Raw genomic sequence first — 15231 nt, forward strand, 5'->3', positions numbered from 1 at the left:
CACAGCCGCTCGGGGGCGGGCGGGGCTGCCAGAAGCATGAGTCCTCGCCAGGGTGAAGGCGGCGTCACTGCCCCACGGCGAGCAAGCTCACCGCGCCACAACCCAGCAGGCGGCTCACGGTATTCCGAGGGGAGCAGCGCCCCAGCGTTCAGAACGAGATTTTCTGTTTTAAGTCGTTTTACGCGTTGAATGGGTATTTCTGTTTCCTGGGCGCTGTGCTACCGACGCCCCCCGAGCCGACTCGAAGGAGCATTCTCATGACGCGTCATCGTTTCGTGAACGGAGGAGCGGGCGTGTTCGCCGCGCTCATGCTGGTGGGCTGTGGGCAGGCGGCATCCGAGCCCGAGGTGGAGGCACCGGCCGCCGCTGTCACCGCCCCGCTGGCCTCCGTGCCCAAGAGCTTCAACAAGAAGATCTACGTCCACCTCATGCCCTGGTTCGAGAGCAACACCTCCTCGGGCAATGGCTCCTGGGGCATCCACTGGACGATGGCCAACAAGAACCCCAACGTCATCGACGGCTCGGGCAAGCGGCAGATCGCCTCGTATTACTACCCGCTCATCGGGCCCTATGCGTCGGGCGACAAGGATGTCGTCGAGTACCAGCTGCTGCTCATGAAGTACGCGGGCGTGGATGGCGTCCTGATCGACTGGCCCGGGACCCTCAACTGCCTGGACTACCCCAAGAACAAGCAGAACTCCGAGGCCGTCATCAACAAGACCTCCTCGGTGGGGTTGGAGTTCGCGGTGGTCTACGAGGACAACAACTACACGCTGGCCCCCCAGAGCGGCTGCCCCGTCCCGGACAAGCTCGCCGCGGCCCGCAACGACATGGTCTACCTGCGGGACAACTACTTCTCCCGCGGCAATCACATCAAGATCAACAACGCGCCCCTGCTCCTGGACTTCGGGCCGCAGACCTTCAGCTCGCCGTCGGACTGGAGCAACATCTTCTCGCCCCTGTCCGTCAAGCCGACGTTCCTGACGCTCTGGTACGAGAGCCAGGAGGCTGGCACCAACGCCAAGGGTGAGTACCCGTGGATCTACTCGGACTTCACGACGGGCCTTCAGAACTTCTACAACAACCGTCCGCTGGGCGTGAAGTTCGGCGTGGCCTACCCGGGCTTCAACACCTTCTACACCGCCGGTGGCTGGGGGGGCCCCGGATGGAGCTTGGCCCACAACGGTACGGGCACCTTCGGCCAGACGTTGGACCTGGCCAAGAACAGCGGCGTGAACTGGATCCAGCTCGCCACGTGGAATGACTACGGCGAGGGCACGATGATCGAGCCGACGCGCGAGTTCGGCTACGGCTTCCTGACCACCCTGCAGCAGAAGCTGGGCGTGCCCTACAACCAGAGCCACCTGGAGCTCATCGCCAAGCTCTACGAGCAGCGCAAGCAGTACGCGAATGACTCGGCCAAGCAGGCCCAGCTCAACACCGCGTTCGATCACTTCGTGAACCTGCGGCCGGACGAGGCGGCGAAGATCCTCAACGGCGGTGGCACCACGCCGCCGCCCACGAACAACCCCGCCGTCACCAACGCGGGCTTCGAGTCCGGCATGTCCGGCTGGAACACCTGGTCGCCCAACAACACCGCGGGGGCCGCGTTCACCGAGACGTACAACGGGGGCTACAACAGCGCCTACCACCTGACGCACTACAGCCCGGGGGCCTTCGAGACGTGGACGTACCAGACGGTCAACGGCATCCCCAACGGCAACTACCGGGTGCGCGCCTGGGTCCGCAAGGGCGGTGACTTCGGCTTCTCGCGGCTCCAGGCGAAGACCTGCGCCTCTTGCTCGCCGGCCGCCACGAACCTCGGCACCTACAGCAGCTGGACGCAGCTGGAGACGCCCACCATTTCTGTGACCAACGGCTACCTGGAGTTCGGCCTGCACACCCAGGCCTTCACCGGCAGCAGCTTCGTCCACCTGGACGACGTGCAGATCATCCGCCAGTAGGCGTTGAAGTCCTCGAAGGGCCCGGGCGCTTCCGGAAGGAGGCGCCCGGGTGTACCGCTCAAGGCTGCTTCTGCAGCTGCACCGTCAGCGACGTCATTCCCCCCGAGCCTTCGAAGGTGAGCGTTCCCTGGGTGAAGTGCTCCCCGGTGAACTGAACCGCCAGGGCACTGGTGATGGTGTCATCGCTGGTAACATCGCTGTCCCACACCTGGAACATCCACTGTTCCGCCAGCAGCTGGCCCGCCCTCGCGGTGCACCCCCCCGTGCTCCACGCAGGGGTGTAGCTCTCCACCTCGGGCGTGGACGTGGTGGTCTCCGAGCCTGGGCACTTCATGACGATGAAGACGTCCGGCGCGGAGCCTTCACCGTCCCAGGCCGTGCCATTGTTGGTAGCGGCAATCCGGGCAGACAGGGGTTGCACCCGCCAGGCGCTGTCCGGATCCACGCCGCAGGTTTGAGCCGTCAGACACACCTGGGCGGTGCCGCAGGTGGTGCAGGCGGCCCCCGCCTTGCCACACGCGGCGGAGGTGTTTCCCGCCTGGCAGGTGTTGTTGAAGCAGCAGCCGGCGCAGTTCGCCGCACTGCAACTGGCCGCTGGGGGATTGCCCCCTGGGTTGTCGTTTCCGGACGAGTCGTCGCCGCAGCCCACCCAGGTGAAGAGGGCCGCCGAGATCCATACGAGGTGTTTTTTCATAGCTCCGTGAGACAGGGCCTGTGTTGCGCCGGTCTGAGGTTCGCGGCGCACCATGGGCCAACTGAAGCCGTGGCGTCTTTACCCCTTCGGGGGTATGGCTCGGACTTCGCCCTGTGGTGGCGGAAGCGTTGGCTCAGGCGATGGGGCGGGGCAGGTGCTTCTGGGCGAAGCGCGAGGCCTCCGTGCCCGGGTACCGGTGGAGGATGTAGCGGTAGAGGTTCTCGGCCCGCTCGGTGTCCCGGAGGCGCTCGGCGCAGACGCGCGCCTGGAGCACGAGCGCCCGGGAGGCCAGGGGCCCTTCCGGGGCCACGTCGGCCGCGGACTCCAGGGCCTTCACGGCCAGCGCGTACTCACCCCGGGCAATGGCGGCCTGGCCGACGAAGAAGTGCTGCGCGGCCTCCACCTGTTTCCATTCCTGGGGCGTCTGGAGCCCGGCGTACAGCGCCAGGGCCTTCTCCGGATCCTTTGCTTCCACGGCCTGCGCCAGGGCCTGGAGCAGGCCGTCCTGGGGAGGGGGCGCCCCGGTGGGGGCCTCGGCCGCCGGCGGCGGGCCTTCCCGTATGGCGGGCGCCACCGTGCGGGGCTGCACCGCGCCCAGCACGGGCATGAAGTAGTCCCGGGGCTCGCCATACCCGAGTGCATCCCCCCGGGTGTACAGCAGCAGGCCCAGGACATGGGCCATGAGCACCGGGGCGATGCTGGTGACGAACTCCGCCGCGAAGGGGGAGACGAAGGCCAGGTGCAGCCAGCGGAACCCCGCGGCCACGCCATGGCCCAGCGCCATGACGCCGCACAGCAGGGCCAGCGCCCCCAGGGTGAGGGCGTAGTCCTTGCCCAGGCGGGCCGCGGCCCGCAGGGCCGTCAGCGGGTTGAGCATCTGGAACACCCCGGTGCCCGCCGCCGCCAGCAGGAGCACCAGGGGCAGGTACGCGAAGCTGGCCAGGAGCAGCAGCCAGAGCACGGGGTCCGTCACCACCGGCTCCCAGTCGAGCGCGGGCAGTCCTCCGGTGACGTAGAAGGCGGGCTGGTTGGAGAGGTCCGTCACCGGCCCCCGCACGTCCCAGGCCTTGAAGCCCAGCAGGTAGATGGTCACGGGCAGCCACACCACGGAGGTGGCCACGAGGCCCCGGAGCGCGGGCGCCACACAGTCCTTGTAGACGTCCGAGTAGTCCGGCACGTCCAGCTCCCGCGCCCCCCGGGCCGTGGAGCGGACAACGGAGAAGAAGGCGCCCCAGAAGACGCCGAGCCACATCACCGTGGGCAGCCACTTGAGCAGCAGGAAGGTCTCCACCAGCGCCCAGCGCAGCACGGCCAGGACGGCGCTCAGCCCCAGCAGGAAGGGCAGGCCGGACGAGGACATGGGATAGCGCCAGGCCTGGCGCAGCCGCACGGTGAGCGGCACGCTCGAGCGGTGCAGGAGGATGGGCTCGATGGGGCCCTGGCACCGGCCGCAGGCCAGGTACTCCGTGGACAGGGCCCGGCGCACGGTGGCGCAGTCCGGGCAGAGCCTCGCCTGGCACGCCTCACAGCTCCAGCCCGCGGCGGTCCGGGGGTGCTGGCGGCAGGGCCCCGGGGAGGTGTCTGTCATGCGCTTCCCCTTCAGGAGGGAAAGGCTAGCTCAGGGTCTCGTCCCAAGTCGCTCCCAGCCAGGCCTGGAAGGCGGCTTTCTGGGCGTCCGACGGTTTGTCCACCCGGCTGAGGTAGATCGCGTCCGCGGGCTTCTGGCCCAGGACGGCGGAGAGCTCCATCAGCTTGTCCCGGCGGAACACCGTGAGGCGCACCGTGTCGCCGGGGCGCTTGTCCTCGCACCGGCTCAGCAGGCTGGCCGCGTCCACCTTGTAGCCGTCCAGCGCCACCAGCTCGTCCTCGGGGCACAGCCCGGCTTCCATGGCCGGCGAGTCCTCCGCCACGGTGGCCAGCGTGCCGCTGCCCTTGGTGGTCAGCCCCAGCCAGCCCCGGGGCTTCACCTCGCTGGACTTGCGCGGCGGCGGCGTGCCGCCCTTGTCGCTGGTGGACTCGCGCACCCGGAACTCCGCCTGCAGGCCCACGTGGGAGAGGACCGAGTAGTCCAGCTCGCGCGTGGAGCGCACCGCCAGGTCGAAGAAGGCGGTGAGGTCCTGGCCCGAGACTTCCCGCACCGCCGCCTCCATGCCGTCCTCGGGCATCCCCGAGCCATCGCCGTAGCGCTCCCACAGCAGGCGCAGCACGTCGTCCAGGCCCTTGGTGTCCTGCGTGGCGCGGCGGATCTCCAGGTCCAGCAGCACGCACACCACCTCGCCCTTGAGGTAGTAGGAGATGGCGCTGTTGGGCGAGTTCTCGTCGGGGCGGTAGTGTTTGATCCAGCTCAGCAGCGAGGCCTCCGCCAGCGTCTGGGTGCGCCGGCCCGGGGTGCCGTGGAGCAGGGTGAACGTCTCCCCCAGGCGCGTCAGGTAGCGCTGGGCGGACATGAGCCCCGCGCGGCGCACGAAGAGGTTGTCGTAGTAGGACGTCATCCCCTCGAAGGCCCACAGCAGCGTGGTGTAGTTCTCCTGCGAGTAGTCGAAGGGCACGAACGAGCGCGGCTTGATGCGCTTGATGTTCCACAGGTGGAAGTACTCGTGCGCCGCCAGCGTGAGGAAGTCCTCCCAGCCGCGCACGCTGTGCAGCCCCGCGCGGGGGAATAGCAGCGCCGTGGAGTTCTTGTGCTCCAGGCCGCCCCGGCCCTTGTCCGTGAGGTAGACGAGGAACAGGTAGCGCGTCATGGGCAGCCCGTTGAACAGCCGGGCCTGGGCCTCGCAGATGCGCTGCAGGTCCGCGGTCAGCTTCTCCGCGTCCGGGACGGTGTCACCCCAAACCACGACTTCGTGGGGCACGCCCGCGGCGGTGAAGGACAGGGGCGTGTGGGGGCCCACCTCGAAGGGGCTGTCCACCAGCTCGTCATAGTCCGGGGCGAGGAAGGTCTCGCCCTGGCGCTCCAGCGCGCAGAAGGTCTGCCACCCCTCGGGGGCCACCACGGTGACGTGGTGCGGCTGGTGGCGCGTGGCCTCCGTGTAGAGAAAGAGCGTGGCCCCGTTGAAGTAGCCGTGGGAGCCGTCCAGGTGGCTGGTGCGCACCGTCAGCTCGTTGGCGTAGACGCGGTAGCGCAGCGTCACCGCCTGGCCTCCCGCCGTCACGCGGAAGGTGCGCTTGTCCACGCGTTGCAGGGGCAGCGCCTCGCCCCCGGGGCCCGTGGCCGTCACATCCTGGAGGTGGCGCGCGTACTCGCGCACCAGGTAGCTGCCCGGCGTCCACACCGGCAGGACCGCGTCGAGCACAGCCTGTCCCGCCGGGAAGCGCGCCTCCACCTCGAACAGGTGCGAGTGCGGACGGGACATGGAGACGCGATAGTGGACCGCTTCCTTCATGGCCAGGGTTCTCCGTGGCGGGGTCGTCTCCCGGGAGCCTACTTCGCCCGGACGAGGATGGCTCCGAAGAAGCCATCCGTGTTGTGGGTATGCGGGGCCAGGCGCAGGAAGGGGCCCCGGCTGACCTTCTCTCCCAGCTCCGGGCCCAGTTCCTGGGCCACAGGACGCACGGAGAACTCCGGGTGGCGCGAGAGGAAGTCCTCGATGACCGCCTCGTTCTCCTCCCGCAGCACGCTGCACGTGCCGTAGATGAGCCGGCCTCCGGGCTTCACCATCGTGGAGAACCGCTCCAGCAGCGCCTTCTGCCGGGCCGCGTGCGCCTTCAGGTCCTCCGGCGTGAGCCGGTAGCGCCCGTCCGGCTTGCGGCGGTAGGTGCCCGTGCCGCTGCACGGCGCGTCCACCATCACCCGGTCCGCCTTGTCCTTCAGGGCCACCAGGGCCTCGGCCGCGGCGGGGTCCTCGGCGGGGATGACCTGGGTGCGCACGTTGTGCACCCCGGCGCGGCGGGCCCGCTTGCGCAGCTCCTCGATGCGGACCTCGTCCACGTCCAGGGCGTGCAGGTCCCCCCGGTTCTTCATCTGCGTGGCGAGCTGGAGGGTTTTGCCGCCCGCCCCCGCGCACGCATCCACCACCCGCGTGGGCGGCGAGTCCACGAGCATGCCCAGGAGCTGGCTGCCCTCGTCCTGCAGCTCCAGCAGCCCGTCCTTGAAGCTCTGCAGGGAGAAGACGTTGATGCGCGTCTCCAGCCACAGCCCCAGGGGAGACAGGGGTGTGGGCCTGCTCTCCACGCCCTCGGCGGCCAGCCGCCGCTGGAGCTCCTCCCGGCTGCCCTTGAGCAGGTTGACGCGCGCGGTGAGCGGGGCGCGCTCGTTCATGGCCTCCGCGGCCGCGTTGGCGTCCGCGCCAAACGTCTCCAGGAACTTCTCCGCGAGGAAGTCCGGCAGCGAGGCGGCGATGGGGTAGCGCTTGGCCTGGGGCAGCGCGTCCAGCGCCGCGGCCGCGTCCGGGAGCGTGCGCAGGGCGGCGCCGTCCTCGGCGGGCAGGGAGGAGGAGTGCACCACCTGCTCCAGGGGCTCCCCGTGGAGGATGCGGGAGGCCGCCAGGCGCATCACGTCCTGGCGCGTGGTCTCCAGCCGGTCGAAGCTGGGCCGCACGCGCGCCAGGAGCCAGTCCACCGTGCGCTGGCGGCGCAGCAGGGCGTAGACCCGCTCGGCCACGGCCCGGCGCTCGGTGGAGTACAGGTGCGCCTTGCGGCGCAGGGTGAAGTCGAGGGCCCGGTCGGACAGGCGGCCCTCATGGCGCACCGAGCCGTAGGCCTCCAGGCAGGCCTGGAGCACCAGGTCCTCCCGCAGCGGCCGGGCGGCACGCTCGGAGGGGGCGCCGCGGGCGTCGTCGCGGGAGGCCGGGCCGGTGCGCTTCGTGCCCCTCTCGGAGGGCTTCTTTGAGGGGGCCTTCTTCGCGCCCTGCTTCTTCGGTTCCGGACGGTGGGATCGTTTCATGGCGAGCTCCAGGGCCCAGGAGGGAAGGAACCTGCGGCGCAGGCGCCCATCGCATCCCGGACGCCTGGTGGCAAGCACGGAAGCAGAACCGGGCGGGCCGCCTACCGCGAACGGCGGCGCCAGAGCCCGGCGAGGGCCAGTGCTCCCAGGGGGAACAGGGCACCCAGGGGGGCCGTGGCGCACCCGCCGGCCGCCGCCGCGTCATCGTCTCCCGGCATCCCCGGGCCCGGCACCCCGATGGACGGCCCCGAAGGGGGGAACTGAGGAGTGCCCGGAGAGGGCAGGCTCGTGCCCGGCGGGGCGACGGACACCTGGGCGGTGGCGGTCTGCTGGGCCGAGCCCGCGCGGGCCGTCGCCGTCACCGTGTACTCGCCTTCCTTCTCATAGACGTGGGACAGCTGGGTGCCCTCGCCCGTCTGCCCATCCCCGAAGTCCCACTCCACCGAGGCGCCGCTCAGGGAGGGCTCCGCGCGGAAGAGGGCCTGGTGGGGGGCCACCCCGCGCTCCCCCTCGACGATGAGGGCCAGCGCATCCGGGGAGGGCGTCTCCTCGGGGGGCAGTGCCTTCGTCAGCACCAGGGTGTCCGCGGCGTTGCCCGAGGACGTCATGAGCTTCGCGGTGAGGGTGCCCCCGACGACCTCGACGTCCAGGAATCCGTAGTCCGTGTTGTTCCGCGCGGCGCTCCAGGAGGGCTTCGAGTTGGCGAACTCCCGCAGGTTGGCGCCGCCGCTGCCCACCACGAGGTAGGGGATGCCCGTGCCCGAGGCCATGGCGTCGCCCTTCATCGCGTAGGTGCGCTCGTAGTGGTGGTCGTGCCCGGTGAGCACCAGGTCCACGCCGTACTTCTCGAACAGCGGGCTGAACTCCCGGCGCATGAGGAGCTGGGAGCCGTGGTCGCCGCTGGACCAGGGCGGGTGGTGGAAGAAGGCGACCTTCCACGCGGCCTTGCTCTGCGCGAGATCCTGCTCCACCCACGCCTTCTGCGCCGCCAGGGTGCAGCGGTCCTTCGAGGCCAGGCCGATGGCGCAGTTCGAGTCGATGCCCACGAAGTGCACGTGCCCCCAGTCAAAGGAGTAGTAGCGTTCGCCGCCGCTGGAGCTGGTGGGCAGGTAGAGGTTGTCCAGGTAGGGCTGGGCCTGGTTCGTGACGTACTCGTGGTTGCCGGCCACCGCGAAGAAGGGCACCTCCATCAGGAGGTCCTTCATGGGGGCGAACATGTTGTTCTGGATCTGCTCCTCGGTGCCGGACTCGTAGGCGACATCCCCCATGCCGATGAACAGCTCGGGCCGGTGCGAGAGCATGCTGGCTGCCACCTCCTTCTGGCGGGAGCCGCCCGTGCCGAAGTCCCCCATGGCGGCGAAGTGCACCCGGCGCGTGCCGGGCACGGGCGCGGTGCGGAAGCGCTTGGGGGGTGTGTTCGCCCCGCAGGCCTCCACCACATAGGTGTACTCGGCCCCAGGGGCCAGGCCGTTGAGTTCCACGGCGTGGGTGCGGCCGCTGTCCGCCGAGCGGGCCGTCTGGTCCGTCGTGCCCCCGGTGCCGTAGCGCACCTGGGCGGCGCAGTTCGAGTCCACGCGGAAGGCGATGGTGGCTGTGTCGGGACCCACCCGTTGCAGGTACGGGGAGCGGGTCAGTGAGGCCGCGTGGGCCACCCCGGTGGTCATCACCAGGGCAGCAACCAGGGCGCCGAGCGCAGGGACCTTCGCTAAATGCATGAAGCCTCCGGCCCCGGGGGATTCCGGGGACGGAGGTTCAACCTTCTGGGCGCACCCCCCCCATCCTCCCCGTGTCGAATTCCCACGGGCGGGCAGGGGAGCGCTTCAGGGGTAGGCGGCCCCTGGGCCGGTCTACTTCGCGATGGTGTAGGAGGAGAGCTCCTCGAGCCGCTCGCCGTCCTCCTTCACCTTGCCGACGCCCGGAACGAGCCAGTAGACGCGCTCCTTGCCTTCCTTGTCCGGACGGTCTCGGAGGACCTTGATGGCGTTGGTGAAGGTGCCGGCCGGGACGGTGACGGTCTCGTTCACGGCCACCACGCGCCAGGTGTACGTGCGCTCCTTCTCCTCCTGGGTGCCATCGCTCAGCTGCGTCTTCTCGCGGATGGTGGACGCGGTGCTCCAGTTGAGCGCCTGCGGCTTGGACAACGACTTCACCGTGGCCGGGGACCAGGTGGTGACCCGGGCGACGGTGCCCGCCTTGCGGTCCTCCTCGCGCAGGCGCACCACCGTGCCGTCACTGACCTCCACCTGCCAGGACAGCTCCTCCAGGTGCGGCTGGATGCTGCGCATCGCGGTGGCCGTCTGGTTCGTGTCTGGCACCGTCTCCAGGCCCAGCGCCTCCACCGTCTTGTCGAACGTGCCGCGCACGGGATCCGTGATGCGGTAGGTCCACGTGGAGCCCGTGGTGAGTGGCCACAGGCTCTGGCTCGTGGCCGGGTTGCCCGGGCCTCCCGGGTCGGGGTTCACGGGGTCGCCAGGCAGGCCCCCCGAAGGGTTGTTCGGGTCCGTGGGAAGACCGCCCGCACCGCCACAACCCACCAGCCACGCTCCGGCCACCAGGGCCGCCACCACACTCCGTCTCATACCTGCTCCTCCCGTGTTCCCTTGGGGCTCAACGCCGCCCATCGCAATCCCCGGAGGGTGGATCCCTGCGTCTGGCTCAGCGCCGCGACGAGGGCCCCCGGATCCTTCTCCTCGACTTCCATCTCCAACCGGCGCCCGTCGAAATCGAGCGCGCAGGACTTCACCATCACATTCCGCGAGCCCAGCGCCTGGCGCAGCGAGGCCTCCGCGTTGACCAGGTCATCCGACTGAGCCGACACCATCATCCGCTGCTTCGGCGCCTTCTCCTCCTTGGAGACCAGGTCCAGCACCATCAGCAGCCCCGCGACGAACAGCGTGCCCATGCCCGCGAGCCCCAGGCTGCCGTGGCCGCACGCCATGCCCAGGCCGATCATCAGGAAGAGGATGGCCGCGTCGCGCGGATCCTTCAGCCCCGAGCGGAAGCGCACGAAGCCGCCCAGGCCCACGAGGCCAAAGGCCTTGGCCACGCTGTCGCCGATGACCGCGGTGATGACCGCTGCGGCGGTGCACAGCAGCACCTGCGCATGCACCATCTCCGCCTTGGGCAGCGCGCGCCCCATCATCAACCGCCAGGGGCGCAGGGACAGCAGGGCGCCGATGAGCACCGCGGCCATCATCCGGGGAATGATGGCGGCCATGGGAATCGAGGAGAGCTCTTTGCCCAGGTCGCTGAAGACCGCCGTGAAGGTGGGTTCCATGGTGAGGGTCTCTTTCAGAGGCTGGCGCGCGCTGCGTCGGAATCGGAGGCGGCGGCCGGACGCACCACCCGGTCCAGGGCCGTCTCATGCGCGGTGGCGACGACGCAGTAGGCGTTGCGCAAGAGCGGCAGCCGTCCCGGGCTGGCGTTCAGCACGCGGCCGATGAGCGCCTCGGCGCGCTCCGTGAGCGGCAGCCCCCGGAGCGAGGAGAGGACGGTGGCCGGCCAGCGCGAGGCGAACAGCTCGCGCAGCCGCCACGCCCGCGGGTCATCCATGCCGTCGATCGAGTCGAGGGCCTCCTTGGTGAGCTGCGCCCCCTGCTCGCGCAGGGCGAAGGCCTCGGCGGTGGTGAGCCCCGTGAGCGAGCGCAGCACCAGCTTCAGCGCCTTGCCGGCGAGCTGCTCGCGCAGGCCCGTGGCGAACGGCGAGTCCAGGCCGGTGACGCTGCGCAGCACCGCGAGCCGGTCGTGCGGCAGGAGCGACTCCCGGAGCGCATCCGCGCGCTCGCCCTTGAGCCCCGTGAGGCTGCGGGCCACCTCCGAGTGCAGCTTCTTCTGGACGCCCAGCTCGCGCACGGACCAGGCCGCCTCACCGTCCACGCCGGCCAGGCCCAGCAGCACCTCGCCGAGGTGCCGGTCGTGCAGCGCGCGCTCGCGCAGGTTCCACGCCTCCGTGCTGTCGTTGCGCTTGAGCCCCATCACCACCTCGCGCGGGGCGAGCGGATAGAGCTGGGTGTTGAGCGCCATGGCGCGCGGGGACGTGCTGCCGTTGAGGCTGGCGGCGACATCGGCCGGCACCACCTTGGCCAGCAGCTCGCGCAGGGACCAGGAGGCCTCGTCCTCCAGCCCCAGGAGGCTGCGCACGGACAGGCCCGGGAAGCGCTCCACGGAGGCCAGGCGCCGCTGGTGGGGGGCCAGGCCGGGCACGCCGCCCAGCAGCCACACCGCCAGGGCCGGCTCGCGCACCTCCAGCGCGTCCAGCGCGTGGAAGAAGCGCTCCTCCACGTTCTCCACCGTCACCGGGCCCGTGGGCGCCGCGGCCACCTCGGGGCTGATGCGCTGGATCTGCGGCTCACGCCCCTCCAGCCGGGCGAGCACCGCGTCGACGATGCGCTGCTCCAGCGCCCACAGGGGCTGGTCGTTGTTCTCGATGACGAGCCAGCGCGACGGATCCTTGCGCGCCATCTCCAGGAAGGCCTCGCGCACGCGCACGGCCAGCCCCGCGCCCGCGAGCCCCTTGCGGCTGTCGCCGTCCGTGCTCCGGCCCTCCTTGATCTTCCCCAGCCGCTTGCGCAGCCGCGCCAGGTCCGGCTCCACGTCCACCAGGATGACCAGGTCCGGCCAGATGCCCTTGGAGGCCAGCTCGCACGCGGGGGCCAGCTCCTGCTGGGACAGGCCCCGGCCGCCGCCGCTCAGCGCCAGCTGCGAGTAGAGGTAGCGGTCGCTGATGCACACCTCGCCGCGGCCGAGCGCCGGGGCGATGACCTCCTCGAGCTGCTGCGCGTCGCGCGCCAGGTTGAGGAAGAACTCGGTGCGCGCGCCCATCTCCAAAAGCTTGGAGTCGCGCGTCAAATCCCGCACGCGCCGGGCGATGGGCGATTGCAGCTCGCCACCCTCCCGGGCGTGAGCCACCTTGTACCCCTGGCGCCGCAACCGCGCGGCCAGGAGATTGGAGAGCGTTGTCTTGCCGCTGCCGTCGATGCCTTCGAAGTCGATGAACACGGTGCCCTAACCCCCAAGAACCCCATCCGCGGCGAAGGAGTGAATCCTCGCCATCCCCTCGGCGAACTTGCTGTACGCCGGCTTCCTGCCTCCCGGGTGCAGCGCCGCCAGCCACTCTGGCAGCTCCTGTCCCAGGTGCTTCACTTCCACCACCACGCGGCGGTCCAGGTGCAGCGGCGGTCCCAGCCGCTCCACCGTCAGCGCCGACTCCGACAGGGCCAGGCCCGGCGGAATCGAGTGGTAGCCAATCTCCCGGTCCACCGTGACCCGCCAGGTGTGCGAGGCCTGGTACACGTGGCGCTGGTACGTCACCCCGAGCACGGGGATCAGCCCGCCCCCGGCAATCAGTGGCAGCAGCCCCGTGCTGCCGCGCAGCACGCTCTTGAGCCGCCAGCGCGGCACCCACACCCGGCGCTTCTGGGTGACGCCGTTGCGCTCGCGCTTGGCCTCGAGCACCACGCGCTCCACACCCTCGGCGCCCAGGTCCGGCGAGTACTCCTTGGTCCGCACCTTCATGCAGTCGTTCGGGGTGTTCACCGCGCGCTGGGTCAGCGGGTAGCCCGGCTTGTCGAAGTAGATGGAGACGATGCGCGTGGGGGGCGGCAGGTGGCCGTCCAGCTCCAGGCACAGCCGCGAGCTGAGCGCGGCGGCGGCGGCGGGTTCCAGCACCAGCTTGAACTCGCGGCGCAGTTTGGTGACTTCGCCTTCGGCGAACGAGATCATGATCGAATCTCCGTTCCTAGAAGCGGGTGGCCAGCTGCAGGGACAATTCAGTGCCGGGCACTTCGTCTCCGGGACGAATGCCGCGCTCGGCCTGCACCTGCGCCTTGAAGAAATCGGAGAAGAGGATGTTGACGCCCCCCACGGTTGTCCAGCCGCGTCCCGTCACTTCTCCGCGCAGCTGCAGCGCCTCGGCGCCCACCACGGGCTGCAGCGCCCAGTCGTTCGAGAGGGGCAGCGTGTAGGTGAGCAGACCGAGCTGCGCGGTGAAGGGGCCCAGGCCGAGCCGCCCGCGGACGAACTCCCCGGAGACGCTCAGCGCGCCCAGCCGCAGGAGGGCATCGGCCGCCATCGCGTTGCGGGGCATGCCCTCCATCACCTCGGCCATGTAGCCGCTGACGCCCACGGTGAGCGCCTTGAAGGGGCGGATGCTCACGCGCGCGGCCGCGTCCTCGCTGGTGCGCACGCCCAGCTCGTCCTTGGAGCCCTCGAAGAGGCCGCCGGAGACCTTCAGCTTCCAGGCCCCCTTGAGCCGCACCTCGCCCATGAGCCCCAGGCGCCGGCCGCCCATCGTGTGCGTCTCGGTGAGGTAGTCCTCGACGAAGCCCCGGCCCACCAGCGGCAAGTCCCAGCTCGACTCCAGCGCGCGCTCCAGGAAGGGCGCCTTGAACTGGCCCGCGTAGAGGCGAAGGCTCTTCGACTCGTTCGCCAGCCGCACGAACGCATCCTTCAGGATGTTCTTCGAGGACAGGTCGCCGGTCACCTCCGCCTCGAGGTGCTTGAAGGACGCGCTGACGCCCACGCGCGCGGACTGGATGGACAGGTTGCGCGCGTAGTCCGAGCGCTCATCGGCCCGGGCCCGGGCGAAGACGCGCCCGAAGACGCGCACCTCGCGATCCGTGGGCTTCTCCTCCATCGCGCTCAGGCTCTCGCCCAGCGGCTCCACCTTGGGCTTGGGCGCTTCGGCCGGCGCGCTGGGGGCCTCCGGGGCCGTGGGGGCACTGGGCCGCTGTACCGTGCCCGCGTTCACCGGCATGGCCTCGGCGACGAGGGTGGGCTCGGCGGGGGAGGCGGGGGCTTCCGCGGAGGTCTCCTCCTGTGCCCACGCCGGCGCACTCACCAGGAGCGCGGCCAGAAGGCTCCGCCCCACCGATTGAACCCCGACCCGCCGCCCGCTCATGTGTCCCGCCTCCGTGCCTCGACCGCCGAGCTTCCCTGCAACATGGGTGCCCGGGCGGTGCTCTGTCCGGAAGGGGACGGACGCGCGGCGATCAGCGCGGGAAAAAGGGGGCTTCGGCGGTTTTTCCCCGCACGAAAGGGAAAGAAAGTTCCCTCGGTGGGAAAAAGGGCTTCCCGCGAAGTTACAGGGCGGACGGTTCGTCCGGCCCCGGGGCAGAAGAAATTCCGGTCTCCGGGGCGGGAGATCCGGACGGTTTTTCCTTCTGGAGCAGGCGCAGCCCCCCCAGGAGCGCCAGGAGCACGCCCAGGCCCAACCCTCCCCAGAGCAGCAGGTGGGGCAGCCGGGGCGCGCCCACGTCGAGCTCCGCGTGGAGCACCTTGATCCGGGTGGTCCGGAAGCTCACATCGAGCTGGTGCACGGCGGCGCGCTCCGGCACGAACTCCGCGTGCCAGTTCACGGCGCCCTTCGGGACGGTCAACACCTGGCCATGGGTCGCGCCCCGCTCCCGGAGCGAGACGGTGAGGGGGCCTTCGAAGGGGGCGCCCTGGAAGCTGCCGACGTGGAGGGTGACCTTCAGGGGCTCCCCGGCGCGGGGGGCCAGGGGCTGGATCGAACCTTGAAGCCGCTCCTCCGAGTCCGACCAGGCCAGCTCCAGCACGCCGCCGCGCCGGTCCACGGTGATGCGGTCCGGCTGCGGGGGGGCGGCGGCGGCCAGGGTGGCGAGCAACAGACAGGCGCTCCAGACCCCCCGGCCGGACGTGGTAAGACGGTTTTGCCTCCACCCGCCCTGTCG

The 15231-nt window shown here is 70.3% G+C and carries 12 protein-coding genes; 1 reads left to right on the forward strand and 11 read right to left on the reverse strand.

What is annotated here, in order from left to right:
* The first annotated feature begins 257 nt into the window (after positions 1–257).
* Complete coding sequence (locus KY661_RS22060; protein ID WP_225412097.1) at positions 258–1964, forward strand: glycoside hydrolase family 71/99-like protein; 1707 nt, start codon at positions 258–260, stop codon at positions 1962–1964.
* A gap of 58 nt (positions 1965–2022) precedes the next feature.
* Here KY661_RS22060 and KY661_RS22065 read toward each other — a convergent pair whose 3' ends face one another.
* From KY661_RS22065 to KY661_RS22115, 11 genes are all read right to left on the reverse strand, one after another.
* Positions 2023–2658: a hypothetical protein gene (locus KY661_RS22065; RefSeq protein WP_225412098.1), complete on the reverse strand. Its 636-nt coding sequence runs from the start codon at positions 2656–2658 to the stop codon at positions 2023–2025.
* Positions 2659–2791: 133 nt separating this feature from the next.
* Positions 2792–4246 (reverse strand): hypothetical protein, encoded by a 1455-nt coding sequence (locus KY661_RS22070; protein ID WP_225412099.1) that lies wholly within the window; start codon positions 4244–4246, stop codon positions 2792–2794.
* Positions 4247–4271: 25 nt separating this feature from the next.
* Complete coding sequence (locus KY661_RS22075) at positions 4272–6041, reverse strand: M61 family metallopeptidase (RefSeq protein WP_225412100.1); 1770 nt, start codon at positions 6039–6041, stop codon at positions 4272–4274.
* A gap of 38 nt (positions 6042–6079) precedes the next feature.
* Positions 6080–7540, reverse strand: a complete 1461-nt coding sequence (locus KY661_RS22080; RefSeq protein WP_225412101.1) for an RsmB/NOP family class I SAM-dependent RNA methyltransferase — start codon at positions 7538–7540, stop codon at positions 6080–6082.
* 101 nt (positions 7541–7641) lie between these two features.
* Positions 7642–9255 (reverse strand): metallophosphoesterase, encoded by a 1614-nt coding sequence (locus KY661_RS22085; RefSeq protein WP_225412102.1) that lies wholly within the window; start codon positions 9253–9255, stop codon positions 7642–7644.
* Between the two features lie 132 nt (positions 9256–9387).
* Positions 9388–10119, reverse strand: a complete 732-nt coding sequence (locus KY661_RS22090) for a hypothetical protein (RefSeq protein WP_225412103.1) — start codon at positions 10117–10119, stop codon at positions 9388–9390.
* Positions 10116–10817 (reverse strand): DUF4956 domain-containing protein, encoded by a 702-nt coding sequence (locus KY661_RS22095; RefSeq protein ID WP_075008013.1) that lies wholly within the window; start codon positions 10815–10817, stop codon positions 10116–10118. Before KY661_RS22095 ends, KY661_RS22090 begins: the two co-directional genes overlap by 4 nt.
* A gap of 14 nt (positions 10818–10831) precedes the next feature.
* Positions 10832–12538 carry a dTMP kinase gene (gene tmk, locus KY661_RS22100; RefSeq protein WP_075008014.1) on the reverse strand — a complete coding sequence of 569 codons (1707 nt, stop codon included), beginning with the start codon at positions 12536–12538 and terminating at the stop codon, positions 10832–10834.
* 6 nt (positions 12539–12544) lie between these two features.
* Positions 12545–13261 (reverse strand): VTC domain-containing protein, encoded by a 717-nt coding sequence (locus KY661_RS22105; RefSeq protein ID WP_225412104.1) that lies wholly within the window; start codon positions 13259–13261, stop codon positions 12545–12547.
* Between the two features lie 16 nt (positions 13262–13277).
* On the reverse strand, positions 13278–14438 hold the full coding sequence (locus KY661_RS22110; protein WP_225412105.1) for a hypothetical protein: 1161 nt from the start codon (positions 14436–14438) through the stop codon (positions 13278–13280).
* Positions 14439–14619: 181 nt separating this feature from the next.
* The gene (locus KY661_RS22115; protein WP_225412106.1) at positions 14620–15165 is read right to left on the reverse strand and encodes a hypothetical protein; all 546 of its coding nucleotides are present in this window, start codon (positions 15163–15165) and stop codon (positions 14620–14622) included.
* Positions 15166–15231 lie beyond the last annotated feature (66 nt).

The sequence above is a fragment of the Allostigmatella hybrida genome, assembly GCF_020103775.1.
Lineage (GTDB): Bacteria > Myxococcota > Myxococcia > Myxococcales > Myxococcaceae > Hyalangium > Hyalangium aurantiaca.